The organism is Streptomyces sp. RKND-216 (assembly GCF_004795255.1).
Classification (GTDB): Bacteria; Actinomycetota; Actinomycetes; order Streptomycetales; family Streptomycetaceae; genus Streptomyces; species Streptomyces hazeniae.
Genome location: NZ_SSBQ01000002.1, coordinates 787,094 through 801,629, shown reverse-complemented (window position 1 = coordinate 801,629; position 14,536 = coordinate 787,094). Strand labels below are relative to the sequence as shown.

At 70.9% G+C, this 14,536-nt stretch carries 1 protein-coding gene; it reads right to left on the bottom strand.

The features are described from left to right. Nucleotides 1–3: 3 nt before the first annotated feature. Entirely contained in the window at nt 4–14,520 is a 14,517-nt protein-coding gene (locus E4198_RS03710) for a non-ribosomal peptide synthetase (protein WP_168711360.1), read from the bottom strand. Nucleotides 14,521–14,536: the final 16 nt, after the last annotated feature.

Here is a 14,536-nt window from a genome sequence, read left to right as displayed (position 1 = left end):
TCCTCAGGACCGGGCCCGCCGGCGCAGCGCCGGCCGGGCCTTCGCCGCGTTCTCCGTGCGCAGCGCGAGCGCGGCCGGAGTGGGGGCTTCGAACAGGGACGTGATGGACAACTCGGCCCGGCAGGCCGAGCGGATGCGGCTGATGAGCCGGACTCCCAGCAGGCTGTGTCCGCCGAGGTGGAAGAAGTTGTCGTCGGCGCCGACGGTGTCGAGGCCGAGGACGTCGGCGAAGAGGGTGCAGAGGATCTCTTCGCGGGGGGTGCGGGGCGGGCGGCCGGTGGTGGTGGCGGGCTGCTGGGGTGTGGGGAGGGCGGCGCGGTCGAGTTTGCCGTTGGGGGTCAGCGGTAGCGCGTCGAGGAACACGTAGGTGCGGGGACGCAGGTGCTCGGGGAGCTGCTCGTCGGCGTGACGGTGCAGGTCGGAGACCGCCAGGCTCGCTCCCTTCTCGGGGACGATGTAGGCGACGAGTTGGGTGTTGCCGGGGGTGGGTTGGTGGGGGAGGACTGCGGTGTGGCGGATGTGGGGGTGGTTGGTGAGTGTGGTTTGTATTTCGGTGGGTTCGATGCGGTAGCCGCGGATTTTGATTTGGTGGTCGGTGCGGCCGTGGTATTCGAGGGTGCCGTTGGGGAGTTGGCGGGCGAGGTCGCCGGTGCGGTACATGCGCTCGCCGGGGTGGCCGTGGGGGTTGGCGGTGAAGCGTTCGGCGGTGAGGGCGGGTTGGTGGGTGTAGCCGTGGGCGAGTCCGGTGCCGGTCATGTAGATCTCGCCGATGGTGCCGGGTGGGACGGGGTTGAGGTGGGGGTCGAGGAGGAGGGTGTTTTTGGTGGGGAGGGGGGTGCCGATGGGGATGGTGGGGCGTTGGGTGTCCTCGGGGGTGATGGTGTGGGTGGTGGTGAAGATGGTGGATTCGACGGGTGAGTAGCCGTTGGTGAGGGTGAGGTGGGGGTGGTTGTTGAGGGCTTTGGTGATGTGGGGGACGGAGAGGGGTTCGCCGCCGGTGAGGGTGTGGTGGGTGTGGTTGAGGAGGTGGGGGTGGGTGTCGAGGAGGTGGTTGAAGAGGCTGGCGGAGAGGTGGAGGTGGGTGGGTTGGTGGGTGGTGATGAGGTTGGCGATGGTGTCGGGGTCGGGGCGGGTTCCGGGTTGGAGGATGCAGGTGGCGCCGTGGAGGAGGGGGGTGAAGAGTTCGAGGGCGTAGGCGTCCCAGGGGATGGGGGAGCACTGGAGCCAGGTGTCGCCGGGTGTGGTGGTGGTGAAGTGCTGGTGGGTGAGGGTGGTGGTGAGCGCTTGGTGGGGGGTGGCGACGCCTTTGGGGGTGCCGGTGGAGCCGGAGGTGAACATCACGCAGGCGGTGTCTTCCGGTGTGATCGCCACGTCCGGTGGTGTGGCCGGCTGTGTGGTGATGGTCGCCTCGTCGCGGTCCAGGAGGACTACCTGGGTCGCGTCGTCCAGCCATTGGGTGTTGTGGCTGGTGGTGGTGATGAGGTGGGTGGCGTGGGAGTGGTGGGTGATGGTGGTCAGGCGGGTGGTGGGGAAGTCGGGGTCGAGGAGGGTGTAGGCGGCGCCGGTTTTGAGGACGGCGAGGGTGGTGGTGGCCAGGGGGAGGTCGCGGTCGAGGAGGACGGCGACGGTGTCCCCGCGGGACACCCCGCAGGCGCGCAGGTGGTGGGCCAGACGGTTGGCGGCCTCGTCCACCTCGCGGTAGGTCAAGCTCTGCTCACCACAGATCAGCGCGGTCAGGTCCGGAAACCGATCAGCGGTGGCCTGGAAGGCGTGGGTGAGGGTGAGGGGCCCGGTGGTCGCGGTGGTGCGGGTTGCCCTTGCGTGCCAGGTGGTGTGTTCCTCGGGGGTGAGGAGGTTGATGGTGCCGATCGGGTTGTCGGGGTGGGTGGTGGCGGTGGTGAGGAGCCGGGTGAGGCGGTCCAGAAGCTTTTCGATGGTGGTGTGGTCGTAGAGGTCGGTGGCGTATTCGGCGTGACCGGTCAGACCTGCCGGGTGCCCGTCGGCGTCGGTGTGCTCGGTCACCGCCACCGTCAGATCGAACTTCGCCTCCGTGTTCGCCACCGGAGCCAGCTCTGCGTCCAGTCCTGGAAGGTCGATGTCGGTGGTGGCGTTGTTCTGGAGGACGAGCATGGTCTGGAAGAGGGGGTGGTGGGTGAGGGTGCGGGTCGGGTTGAGGTCTTCGACGAGGGTTTCGAAGGGGAGGTCCTGGTGGGCGTAGGCGGTGAGGTCGGTGTTGCGTACGCGGTGCAGGAGGGTGCGGAAGGTGGGGTTGCCGCTGGTGTCGGTGCGCAGGACGAGGGTGTTGACGAAGAAGCCGATGAGGTGGTCGAGGGCTTGGTCGGTGCGTCCGGCGACGGGGGTGCCGAGGGGGATGTCGGTGCCGGCGCCGAGGCGGGTGAGGGTGGCGGCGAGGGCTGCGTGGAGGACCATGAAGACGGTGGTGCCGGTCTCCCGCGCGAGCTCCACCACACGGGCGTGGGTGGCGGCGTCCAGGGTCAGGGGGGCGTCGGCGCCGTGGCCGCTGGGCTGTGCGGGGCGTGGCCGGTCGGTGGGCAGGGTGAGTTCTTCGGGCAGGCCGGCCAGGGTGTGGCGCCAGTGGTCGAGCTGGGTGGCGAGGAGGCCGGCGGGGTCGTCGGGGTCGCCGAGGAGTTCTCGCTGCCAGAGGGTGTAGTCGGCGTACTGGACGGGGAGTTCGTCCCAGTCGGGTGACCGGCCCTCGCGGCGGGCGGTGTAGGCGGTGCCCAGGTCGCGCAGGAGAGGGCCGACGGACCAGCCGTCACCGGCGATGTGGTGCAGCACCAGCAGCAGCACATGCTCGTCCGGAGCCGAACGGAACAGCCGGGCACGGAAAGGAACCTCCGACGACAGGTCGAACGGACGCGCCGCCTCTGTGCGGACCGCCCCGTCCACGTCCTCGGCGTCCGGCGTGCCGAAGGGGAGCTCCACCGTGTCGGGACCAGGCAGCACGTGCTGGTGCACGAGCCCGTCCTCCTCGGAGAACACCGTGCGCAGCGCCTCGTGACGGCCCACCAGGTCGGTCAGGGCCGCCGCCAGTGCGACCCGGTCCAGGTCTCCCGCCAGCCGCAACGTGTGCGCCACGTGGTAGGCGGAGCCGGTGATCCGGGTGAGGTCGAGGAACCACAGACGTCGCTGAGCGGGTGACGCCGGCAGTGCCGTCGGCCGTTCGACCCGCTGCAACGCCGGCCGGGCGGCCTCCGCCGACCCGATCAGTCCGGCGAGACCCGCCACCGTGGGGCAACGGAACACGTCGCGGATCGACAGCTCCACACCGAGGACCCCCCGGACCCGCGCCGACAGGCGTGCGGCCAGCAGCGAGTGGCCGCCGATCCGGAAGAAGTCGTCGTCGACGCCCACGACGTCCCGGCCGAGCAGCTCGGCGAACACGCCGCAGAGAATCTCCTGGTGCGCGGTCCGAGGTGCCCGGTACGGAGCACTCCCGCGGAACTCGGGCTCCGGCAGGGCGCGACGGTCCACTTTGCCGTTCGGGGTCAGCGGCAGCGCCTCCAGCGGAACGAACACCGACGGCACCATGGAGTCCGGAAGTTTCGCCCGCGCGTGGGCGTGCAGTTCCGCGACATCGGCCGACCCCACCAGGTAGGCGACGAGGTGACGCTGACCGGCCTGGTCCTCCCGCACGGTCACGAGCGCCTTCTCGACGTCCGGGTGAGCCGCCACGGTGGCTTCCACCTCGCCGAGCTCGACCCGGAACCCGCGGATCTTGACCTGGTCGTCTGCCCGGCCGACGAACTCGAGCTCGCCGTCGGCCCTGCGCCGTGCGAGGTCCCCGGTGCGGTACATCCGTGCCCCGGGCGGCCCGAAGGGGCAGGCGACGAACCGCTCCGCGGTCGCCGCGGGGCGCCGGAGATAGCCGTGCGCCAGGCCGTCACCCGCCACGTACAGTTCGCCCACGACGCCGTGCGGCACGGGTGCCCCGGCCTCGTCGAGCAGGTGGACCTGGGTGTTGGCGAGGGGCCGTCCGATGGGCAGCACCGCCCGATCGGCGTCGGCGGGCGACACCGGGTGCGTGGTGGCGAACACCATGCTCTCCACCGGCCCGTAGCCGTGCACCAGCCGCAGCCCGGCATGCCTGCGTCGCACCGCGTGGACGTGGGCGACCGAGGGGGCCTCGCCGCCGGTCATTACCTGGCGCAGCGTGTCGAAGACCTCCGGGTGGTCGTCCGCCATCACGGCGAACAAACCGGCGGACAGCCACATCGTGGTGACCGCGTGCCTCCGCACGAGGTCCGCGATCGACAGCGGTTCCGGCGTCTGTCCCGGTGCGAGCACGCACGCCCCGCCGTGCAGCAGCGACGGCCACAGTTCGAGGGTGAGTCCGTCCCACGACACCGGGGCGCACTGCAGGGACACCTCGCCCGGGCCGAAGGCCACGTAGTCCTGCCCGAAGAAGGTGCGGACCGTGGCCCGGTGGGGTGTCGCCACACCCTTGGGCCGGCCCGTCGATCCCGAGGTGTAGAGCACGCACGCCACGTCGTCGGCCGAGACCGTCACGGCGGGCTTCCGGCAGTCCTCCGCGTGCAGCGCCTCCACGTCCCGGTCGACACGGACCACGTCTGGGCCCTCGGGAATGCGTGTGCTCAGCGCCTCGTCGGAGACGACGGCACGGACACCGGCCTCCGACAGCACGGTGCGGGTGCGCTCGGCCGGGTGCTCCGGGTCGAGCGGCACGTAGGCCGCCCCGGCCTTCAGGGCGGCCAGGAGGGCAGTGACGAACTCCGGGCCTCTCGGCAGCAGCACCCCGACGCGGTCGCCGCGCCGCACCCCTCGTCGGAGAAGCAGCCGGGCGAGCCGGTTCGCGGACGCATCCAGGTCCCCGAAGGTCACCGTGCGGTCCGCGAAGAACAGCACCGGCGCGTCCGGGGCGGCGGCCGCCCGCTCCTCGAACAGTTCGTGCAGGCAGCGGTCCGCGGGGTACGGGGTCGCCGCCCCCGCGGCCTCGGACAGCAGCACGCGGTGCTCCGCCTCCTCCAGGACGGCGACGGACCCCACCCGCAGATCCGGGTCGGCGACCACCTGCGTGAGAAGGCGGACGAACCGCTGAGCCGTGCGGTCCACGGTCTCCGCGTCGAACAGCGCGGTGGCGTACTCCAGCACTCCGTCGACCCCGCCCGGCGAGCCGTCCTCGCCACGGGTCTCGGTCAGCAGGAAGGACAGGTCGAACTTCGCGGTGGAGACGGGCACGGGTGTGGAGTCGGCGTCCAGTCCTGGAAGGTCGATGTCGGTGGTGGCGTTGTTCTGGAGGACGAGCATGGTCTGGAAGAGGGGGTGGTGGGTGAGGGTGCGGGTCGGGTTGAGGTCTTCGACGAGGGTTTCGAAGGGGAGGTCCTGGTGGGCGTAGGCGGTGAGGTCGGTGTTGCGTACGCGGTGCAGGAGGGTGCGGAAGGTGGGGTTGCCGCTGGTGTCGGTGCGGAGGACGAGGGTGTTGACGAAGAAGCCGATGAGGTGGTCGAGGGCTTGGTCGGTGCGTCCGGCGACGGGGGTGCCGAGGGGGATGTCGGTGCCGGCGCCGAGGCGGGTGAGGGTGGCGGCGAGTGCGGCGTGGAGGACCATGAAGACGGTGGTGCCGGTCTCCCGCGCGAGCTCCACCACGCGGGCGTGGGTGGCGGCGTCCAGCTGGAACCGGTGCAGCCCTCCGGTCCGGTCCGCCTCCGCGGTGGCCGTCCGGTCCGCCGGCAGCTCTATCCGGTCTGGCAGGCCGGCGAGAGTGTGGCGCCAGTGGTCGAGCTGGGTGGCGAGGAGGCTGCCCGGGTCGTCGGGGTCGCCGAGGAGTTCTCGCTGCCACAGGGTGTAGTCGGCGTACTGGACGGGGAGTTCCTCCCACCCGGGTGCCTCGCCGTCGCTGCGGGCGCTGTAGGTGGCACTCAGGTCGCGTAGCAGCACGGGCATCGACCAGCCGTCGCTCACGATGTGGTGCATCACCAGCAGCAGCACGTGCTCCTGCGCGGACACCCGCAGCAGGTGTGCCCGGAGCGGGACGTCCCTCTCGAGGTCGAACAGCCGGGCGGACTCCGCCTCCACGGCTGCGGCGACCTCATCCTCGGCGCAGTCCACGACGGACCACGACAGGTGGAAGTCGTCCGACGGCAGGATGTGCTGGTGGGGTTCGCCGTCGGGGGCGGGGAAGACGGTCCGCAGCACCTCGTGACGGGCCACGACGTCCTTCGCCGCACGCCGCAAGCGGTCCGCGTCGAGCGGTCCGCGCAGGTGAACGGTCCACGGCACCTGGTAGGCGGCGTCGCCGCCCTCGGTCGCGTCCAGGAACCACAGCCGCTGCTGCGCGTGCGACAACGGAATGCGCGGTGGACGACACGCCGGATGCAACGGAGTCCGCGCCTCCTGCGTATCCGACAACCGGCCGGCCAGGCCCTCGACGGTCGGAGCACCGAAGAGGTCGCGGATGCCGGCCTCGACGCCGAGCGTCGCGCGGATGCGGCTGATCAGCCGGGCGGCGAGCAGGCTGTGTCCGCCGAGGTGGAAGAAGTTGTCGTCGGCGCCGACGGTGTCGAGGCCGAGGACGTCGGCGAAGAGGGTGCAGAGGATCTCTTCGCGGGGGGTGCGGGGTGGGCGGCCGGTGGTGGTGGCGGGCTGCTGGGGTGTGGGGAGGGCGGCGCGGTCGAGTTTGCCGTTGGGCGTCAGCGGCAGCGCGTCGAGGAACACGTAGGCGCTCGGCACCATGTATTCCGGCAGCCGTTCAGCCAGCCGGGAACGCAGCGTGGCGGACGTCGTCCCCTCCTCCGCCACCACGTAGGCGACGAGTCGGGTGGTGCCGTTGTGGTCGTCGCGGGGGAGGACTGCGGCCTGCTGGACGGAGGGGTATCCGGACAGTGTGGTTTGTATTTCGGTGGGTTCGATGCGGTAGCCGCGGATTTTGATTTGGTGGTCGGTGCGGCCGTGGTATTCGAGGGTGCCGTTGGGGAGTTGGCGGGCGAGGTCGCCGGTGCGGTACATGCGCTCGCCGGGGTGGCCGTGGGGGTTGGCGGTGAAGCGTTCGGCGGTGAGGGCGGGTTGATGGGTGTAGCCGTGGGCGAGTCCGGTGCCGGTCATGTAGATCTCGCCGATGGTGCCGGGTGGGACGGGGTTGAGGTGGGGGTCGAGGAGGAGGGTGTTTTTGGTGGGGAGGGGGGTGCCGATGGGGATGGTGGGGCGTTGGGTGTCCTCGGACGTGATGGTGTGGGTGGTGGTGAAGATGGTGGATTCGACGGGTGAGTAGCCGTTGGTGAGGGTGAGGTGGGGGTGGTTGTTGAGGGCTTTGGTGATGTGGGGGACGGAGAGGGGTTCGCCGCCGGTGAGGGTGTGGTGGGTGTGGTTGAGGAGGTGGGGGTGGGTGTCGAGGAGGTGGTTGAAGAGGCTGGCGGAGAGGTGGAGGTGGGTGGGTTGGTGGGTGGTGATGAGGTTGGCGATGGTGTCGGGGTCGGGGCGGGTTCCGGGTTGGAGGATGCAGGTGGCGCCGTGGAGGAGGGGGGTGAAGAGTTCGAGGGCGTAGGCGTCCCAGGGGATGGGGGAGCACTGGAGCCAGGTGTCGCCGGGTGTGGTGGTGGTGAAGTGCTGGTGGGTGAGGGTGGTGGTGAGCGCTTGGTGGGGGGTGGCGACGCCTTTGGGGGTGCCGGTGGAGCCGGAGGTGAACATCACGCAGGCGGTGTCTTCGGGCGTGATGGGGATGTCTGGTGGTGTGGCCGGCTGGGCGGCGATGGTCGCCTCGTCGCGGTCCAGGAGGACTACCTGGGTCGCGTCGTCCAGCCATTGGGTGTTGTGGCTGGTGGTGGTGAGGAGGTGGGTGGCGTGGGAGTGGTGGGTGATGGTGGTCAGGCGGGTGGTGGGGAAGTCGGGGTCGAGGAGGGTGTAGGCGGCGCCGGTTTTGAGGACGGCGAGGGTGGTGGTGGCCAGGGGGAGGTCGCGGTCGAGGAGGACGGCGACGGTGTCCCCGCGGGACACCCCGCAGGCGCGCAGGTGGTGGGCCAGACGGTTGGCGGCCTCGTCCACCTCGCGGTAGGTCAAGCTCTGCTCCCCGCACACGAGCGCGGTCAGGTCCGGAAACCGATCAGCGGTGGTCTGGAAGGCGTGGGTGAGGGTGAGGGGCCCGGTGGTCGCGGTGGTGCGGGTTGCCCTTGCGTGCCAGGTGGTGTGTTCCTCGGGGGTGAGGAGGTTGATGGTGCCGATCGGGTCGTCGGGGTGGGTGGTGGCGGTGGTGAGGAGCCGGGTGAGGCGGTCCAGGAGCTTTTCGACGGTGGTGTGGTCGTAGAGGTCGGTGGCGTATTCGGCGTGACCGGACAGCCCTGCCGGGCACCCGTCGGCGTCGGTGTGCTCGGTGACCGCCACCGTCAGATCGAACTTCGCCGTCCCCCGGGACGGGTGCTCGACCGAGACCTCCAGGCCCGGCAGAGCAGGGGGCGCCTCTTCGTCCTGCAGCGCCAGCATCACCTGGAAGAGGGGGTGGTGGGTGAGGGTGCGGGTCGGGTTGAGGTCTTCGACGAGGGTTTCGAAGGGGAGGTCCTGGTGGGCGTAGGCGGTGAGGTCGGTGTTGCGTACGCGGTGCAGGAGGGTGCGGAAGGTGGGGTTGCCGCTGGTGTCGGTGCGCAGGACGAGGGTGTTGACGAAGAAGCCGATGAGGTGGTCGAGGGCTTGGTCGGTGCGTCCGGCGACGGGGGTGCCGAGGGGGATGTCGGTGCCGGCGCCGAGGCGGGTGAGGGTGGCGGCGAGTGCGGCGTGGAGGACCATGAAGACGGTGGTGCCGGTCTCCCGCGCGAGCTCCACCACACGGGCGTGGGTGGCGGCGTCCAGGGTCAGGGGGGCGTCGGCGCCGTGGCCGCTGGGCTGTGCGGGGCGTGGCCGGTCGGTGGGCAGGGTGAGTTCTTCGGGCAGGCCGGCCAGGGTGTGGCGCCAGTGGTCGAGCTGGGTGGCGAGGAGGCTGCCGGGGTTGTCGGGGTCGCCGAGGAGTTCTCGCTGCCAGAGGGTGTAGTCGGCGTACTGGACGGGGAGTTTGTCCCAGTCGGGTGACCGGCCGTTGCTGCGGGCGGTGTAGGCGGTGCCCAGGTCGCGCAGGAGGGGGCCGACGGACCAGCCGTCACCGGCGATGTGGTGCAGCACCAGCAGCAGCACATGCTCGTCCGGAGCCGAACGGAACAGCCGGGCACGGAAGGGAACCTCCGACGACAGGTCGAAGGGGAGAACCGTCGCCTCCTGGATCAGCGCATCCGCTTCCTGCTCGCCGCATTCCCGCTGCTGCCACAGGTCGCGGGCGGCCGACACCGGCACGATGTGCTGCCGCGGTACGCCGTTCGTGACGGGATAGACGGTGCGCAGCGCCTCGTGACGGCGCACCACGTCCCGTACCGCTTCGCGCAGGGCGCTCACGTCCGGTTCACCGCGCAGGTGGAGCAGGAACGGGACGTGGTAGGAGGCGTTCGGCCCCTGCGCCTCCTCGAGGAACCACAGCCGCTGCTGGGCCGACGACAGCGGCAGTGCGTCGGGGCGCGCGTACCGGGAGAGCGGCGGCTTCGCCCGCTCGGCCGTCTCCAGACGTGCCGCCAGGGCCGAGACCGTGGGGAAGCGGAACACGTCGGCGACTCCGGTCTCCACCCCCATCGTCGCCCGGACGCGGCTGCTCAGCCGCGCCGCCAGCAGGCTGTGGCCGCCCAGGTGGAAGAAGTCGTCCCGCACGCTTACCGTGTCCAGGCCGAGTACCTCGCAGAACAGCGCGCACAGGGCACGTTCCCGCGGAGTCGCCGGCTGTGGGCCCTGGGATGCACTCGCCCGCTCCGGCTCCGGCAGGGCACGGCGGTCGACCTTGCCCGAGGCTGTCAGCGGCAGCGCGTCGAGCGGCACGTAGCTCGCGGGCAGCAGGTGCGGCGGCAGGTGCTCTTCGGCGTACCGGCGCAGCGCTGCGGTGTCGACCGGGGCGGAGCCCCGGCGGCCGACGACATGGGCGACGAGCTGCACTGAGCCGGTCGCCTCCGACGTGTAGGGCGTGACCACGGCCTGCCGCACGTCCGGATGACCGGCGAGGGCGCCTGCCACCTCTGCGGGATCGATGCGGAAACCGCGGATCTTCAGCTGGTCGTCGGCGCGGCCGTGATGCTCGATCGTGCCGTCGGCCCGGCGGCGCGCGAGGTCCCCGGTCCGGTACATCACGCTGCCCGGAGGGCCGTATGGGTCCGCCACGAAGCACTCGGCGGTCGGGCCGGGCAGGCCGGCGTACCCGTGGGCGAGGCCGAGGCCCGCCACGTACACCTCACCGAGAACGCCGGGCGGCACCTCCCGGAGCCGTGCGTCGAGGACATGGACGGGCTTGCCCGCCAGGGCCCTCCCCACCGGGATCGAGCCGGACGCCGGGTCCTGCGGTGAGATGGCGTGCGCGGTGGCGAAGACGGCGGCCTCGACCGGGCCGTAGCCGTTCACGAACCGGGTCCCCGGATACTCCCGCAGCGCACGGGCGAAGTGCGGCGGCGAGAGGCGTTCACCGCCGGACATCAGGACCCGTACACCCTCGAAGGCTGCGGGATGGTTGTCCAGCAGGTGGCTGAACAGACCGCTGGACAGGTAGGCGGTGGTGACCCGGTGCTGCCGGATCAGTGCGGCCACCTTGGCGGGGTCGACCCGGTTCCCCGGGTGGAGGACGCACGTCCCCCCGTGGAACAGCGGCCCGAACAGCTCGAGTGCGAAGGCGTCCCACGAGATCGGCGAGCACTGGAGCCACGTCTCCCCGGCACCGAAGTCCGCGTAGCTCTGGCCGAGGACCGTGCCGACCAGTGCGCGGTGGGGGGTGACGACGCCCTTGGGGGTACCGGTGGAGCCCGAGGTGAACATCACGCAGGCGGTGTCCTCGGACGAGACCGTGAGCGCCGGCGGTGTGGCCGGCAGGTTGCCGATCGCGGCCGCGTCCCGGTCGAGCAGGACGAGCTGCGTCGCGTCGTTCCGCCAGCCCGCGTCGTGAGCGGTGGTGCTCAGTACATGGCTGACGTCCGCCTGGTCGGTGACGGCACGAAGTCGCGCCGCGGGGAAGTGAGGGTCGAGCAGCGTGTAGCCCGCCCCGGCCTTCAGGACGGCGAGCAGGGCCACGACCAGCCCGGCGTCGCGCTGGAGAAGGATCGCCACGGTGTCGCCGCGGGTCACCCCACTGGAGCGGAGGTGGTGGGCGAGGCGGTTGGCGGCCTGGTCCAGTTCGCGGTAGGTCAGACGCTCCTGCTCGCAGACGAGTGCGGTGGCGTCGGGGTGGCGGTCGGCGGCGGATGCGAAGGTCTCCTGCACGGTCCCCGTCACGGGCCCCCGACGCACCGCCTGCCGCTCGCTTCGCAGCGCCTCCCGTTCCGCGGCCGTCAGCATGTCGACGTCGCCGATCGTCGCACCGGGGTCCGTGGTCATTGCCTCGATCAGCCGCGTCCAGCGCTCGGCGAAGTCCTCGGCGGCCCGGCGGTCGAAGAGGTCGGTGGCGGTTGTGAGCGTGCCGGTCAGCCCCGCCGGTTCGCCGTCGTCGTGCTGTTCCGTCACGTCGACGGTGATGTCGAACTTCGCCGAGTCGAGTGCCAGGACCTGAGGCGCCTCCGCCTCCACTCCGGCCATCCGGAGCGTGCCGGTGGCGTTGTTCTGGAGGACGAGCATGGTCTGGAACAGCGGGTTGCGTCCGGCGGCGCGGGCCGGGTTGAGGTCTTCGACGAGGGTTTCGAAGGGGAGGTCCTGGTGGGCGTAGGCGGCCAGGTCGGTGTCGCGTACGCGGTGCAGGAGGGTGCGGAAGGTGGGGTTGCCGCTGGTGTCGGTGCGGAGGACGAGGGTGTTGACGAAGAAGCCCACCAGGTGTTCCAGGGCTTGGTCGGTGCGTCCGGCGACGGGGGTGCCGAGGGGGATGTCGGTGCCGGCGCCGAGGCGGGTGAGGGTGGCGGCCAGGGCTGCGTGGAGGACCATGAAGACGGTGGTGCCGGTCTCCCGCGCCAGTTCCACCACACGGGCGTGCAGCTCGGCCGGGAGGTGCAGCGGCAGTGCCGCACCGGCGCGGGCGCTGTCGTCCGAACGCCGTCCCGGCACCGGCAGGGTGAGTTCTTCCGGGAGGCCGGTGAGGGTGTGGCGCCAGTGCTCGAGCTGGGTGGCGAGGAGGCTGCCGGGATCGTCGGGGTCGCCGAGGAGTTCGTGCTGCCACAGGGTGTAGTCGGCGTACTGGATGGGGAGTTCGTCCCAGTCGGGTGCGTGGCCGCGGGTGCGCGCGGTGTAGGCGGCACTCAGGTCGCGCAGGAGGGGGCCGACGGACCAGCCGTCGCCGGCGATGTGGTGCAGCACCAGCAGCAGCACGTGCGCACCGTCGCCGGTGGAGAACAGCCGGGCGCGGAAAGGACTCTCCTCCGCCAGGTCGAACGGGCGGGCCGCCTCCGCACGGACCGCCCCGTCCACGTCCTCGGGCGCGACCCGGGAGACACCCCAGCGCAGCGTGACGTCACGGGACTCGAGGAGGTGCTGGTGGGGTTCGCCGTCGGGGGCGGGGAAGACGGTCCGCAGCGCTTCGTGACGGGTGATCACGTCCAGCAGGGCGTCCCGCAGGCACCCCTGGTCCGGTTCACCGTGCAGCCGCACGGTGAACGGCACGTTGTAGAGCGAAGACGGGCCTGCCGCCTGGTCCAGGAGCCAGATGCGCCGCTGCGCGTGAGCAGGGGGGACGTGCTGGGGACGCGGTCCCGCGGTCAGTGCCGGGCGCGCGCTCGGGGCGCCGGCCACCACGGACGCGAGTTCTGCCACGGTGGGGGACCGGAGGACGTCCCCGACCCCGATCTCGGCGTCGAGTACGGAGCGTATGCGGGCGACGAGACGCGCGGCGAGCAGGCTGTGTCCGCCGAGCTGGAGGAAATCGGCGTCGGCGCCCACCTCCGCCAGGTCCAGGATTTCGGCATACAGCGTGCAGAGCCGTCGTTCCAGTGGCGTTTCGGGGGCACGGCCTTCGGTAGCCGTCGAGCGGAAGTCGGGTGTGGGGAGGGCGGCGCGGTCGAGTTTGCCGTTGGGGGTCAGCGGCAGCGCGTCGAGGAAGACATAGGTGCTCGGCACCATGTATTCCGGCAGCCGGCCGGAAACGTAGCGCCGCAGCTCGCCCGGCGTGATCTCGACTCCGCTTTCGGGGACGATGTAGGCGACGAGTTGGGTGTTGCCGGGGGTGGGTTGGTGGGGGAGGACTGCGGTGTGGCGGATGTGGGGGTGGTTGGTGAGTGTGGTTTGTATTTCGGTGGGTTCGATGCGGTAGCCGCGGATTTTGATTTGGTGGTCGGTGCGGCCGTGGTATTCGAGGGTGCCGTTGGGGAGTTGGCGGGCGAGGTCGCCGGTGCGGTACATGCGCTCGCCGGGGTGGCCGTGGGGGTTGGCGGTGAAGCGTTCGGCGGTGAGGGCGGGTTGGTGGGTGTAGCCGTGGGCGAGTCCGGTGCCGGTCATGTAGATCTCGCCGATGGTGCCGGGTGGGACGGGGTTGAGGTGGGGGTCGAGGAGGAGGGTGTTTTTGGTGGGGAGGGGGGTGCCGATGGGGATGGTGGGGCGTTGGGTGTCCTCGGGGGTGATGGTGTGGGTGGTGGTGAAGATGGTGGATTCGACGGGTGAGTAGCCGTTGGTGAGGGTGAGGTGGGGGTGGTTGTTGAGGGCTTTGGTGATGTGGGGGACGGAGAGGGGTTCGCCGCCGGTGAGGGTGTGGTGGGTGTGGTTGAGGAGGTGGGGGTGGGTGTCGAGGAGGTGGTTGAAGAGGCTGGCGGAGAGGTGGAGGTGGGTGGGTTGGTGGGTGGTGATGAGGTTGGCGATGGTGTCGGGGTCGGGGCGGGTTCCGGGTTGGAGGATGCAGGTGGCGCCGTGGAGGAGGGGGGTGAAGAGTTCGAGGGCGTAGGCGTCCCAGGGGATGGGGGAGCACTGGAGCCAGGTGTCGCCGGGTGTGGTGGTGGTGAAGTGCTGGTGGGTGAGGGTGGTGGTGAGCGCTTGGTGGGGGGTGGCGACGCCTTTGGGGGTGCCGGTGGAGCCGGAGGTGAACATCACGCAGGCGGTGTCTTCGGGCGTGATGGGGATGTCTGGTGGTGTGGCCGGCTGTGTGGTGATGGTCGCCTCGTCGCGGTCCAGGAGGACTACCTGGGTCGCGTCGTCCAGCCATTGGGTGTTGTGGCTGGTGGTGGTGAGGAGGTGGGTGGCGTGGGAGTGGTGGGTGATGGTGGTCAGGCGGGTGGTGGGGAAGTCGGGGTCGAGGAGGGTGTAGGCGGCGCCGGTTTTGAGGACGGCGAGGGTGGTGGTGGCCAGGGGGAGGTCGCGGTCGAGGAGGACGGCGACGGTGTCCCCGCGGGACACCCCGCAGGCGCGCAGGTGGTGGGCCAGACGGTTGGCGGCCTCGTCCACCTCGCGGTAGGTCAAGCTCTGCTCACCACAGATCAGCGCGGTCAGGTCCGGAAACCGATGAGCGGTGGCCTCGAAAGCCTCGTGCACACACGACCAGGTGGCGGACGGGGGCATCTGCGAAAGGTTCTCGACCGATGACGAGGACACGGTCACCATCTCCATG